The organism is Snodgrassella sp. M0351, assembly GCF_016100575.1.
GTDB classification, from domain to species: Bacteria; Pseudomonadota; Gammaproteobacteria; order Burkholderiales; family Neisseriaceae; genus Snodgrassella; species Snodgrassella alvi.
Genome location: NZ_JACFSG010000013.1, coordinates 1 through 944, shown reverse-complemented (window position 1 = coordinate 944; position 944 = coordinate 1). Strand labels below are relative to the sequence as shown.

Annotated in this window: 1 protein-coding gene; it reads right to left on the bottom strand. The window is 37.6% G+C overall.

Annotation, left to right across the window (positions count from 1 at the left end; genetic code table 11):
* Window positions 1–691, bottom strand: a 691-nt coding sequence (locus H3V01_RS10895) for a DUF3304 domain-containing protein (RefSeq protein ID WP_198186791.1), incomplete at its 3' end; no start/stop codon positions are given.
* Window positions 692–944: the final 253 nt, after the last annotated feature.

Sequence of the window (944 nt, the reverse complement as noted above, 5' to 3'; positions counted from 1 at the left end):
AGATTACCTGCGGAATATTTTTACGTTCCGCTTTCACTGCATCCATTCTGGCTTTGTTGCGGCGATAATCTGCCATCGATTTAACTACTGGGCGTGGCGTACACAATTTCTGGCTTTCGGCAAACAGTTTGTAATGCATTGGTGTATTACGACCTTCTTCTATCGTCCCATATGTAATAAATATCTGATTACAAGCTAGAAAATGTACCGTAATATTTGCTACTTTACCAAAATCATCACCGGCTGATGGCGGTGGTGGTGGTAAGGGTATTTCAGTAGAATAATATTCATCATATCTATCTATAATATTTATTTGATTATGATCAAAATTCATTCCAGATGTATTTAATGCTTTTGGTCTCCAATCAGGATAAGGTATGACTTTCCAATTAATTTTCATAGTCATTCCTGGTGTCCATTTTGCTTTTAGTGCCGCTGCGCCACAGGTAGCTCCTCCTCCATAGCGTTTTTTACCAACCTCATAAATATCAACACCTGGTGTACCCGGAATACATCCTCCACCAATACTTCCAGCATCCATATCTTCATAATTGTATCCATAAGACTCAACAGGTGCTGCATAAGTACGATTTTTACCTGAAGTTATGCCGACAAAGGGTTCGAAATGGCTGGTACAACCAGTTAATTCGATTGCTGCCAGCATCGCCAGCCACATCCATGTTTTTTTCATCTCTTCTGCCTTTCTTGTATTTATAGTTATTACTGACTTTTAAATTTCTATCTACCTATATCCTATTATTATAAAAATGATTTAACTTTGTTTATTGTCAATATTTATTTGATTATGAATCTTTATTTAGAAGTAGTTACCGGCAATTTGCCTTCTGCTTCTAGCTGTTTGATATAACGCGGTAAGATTACCTGCGGAATATTTTTACGTTCCGCTTTCACTGCATCCATTCTGGCTTTGTTGCGGCGATAAT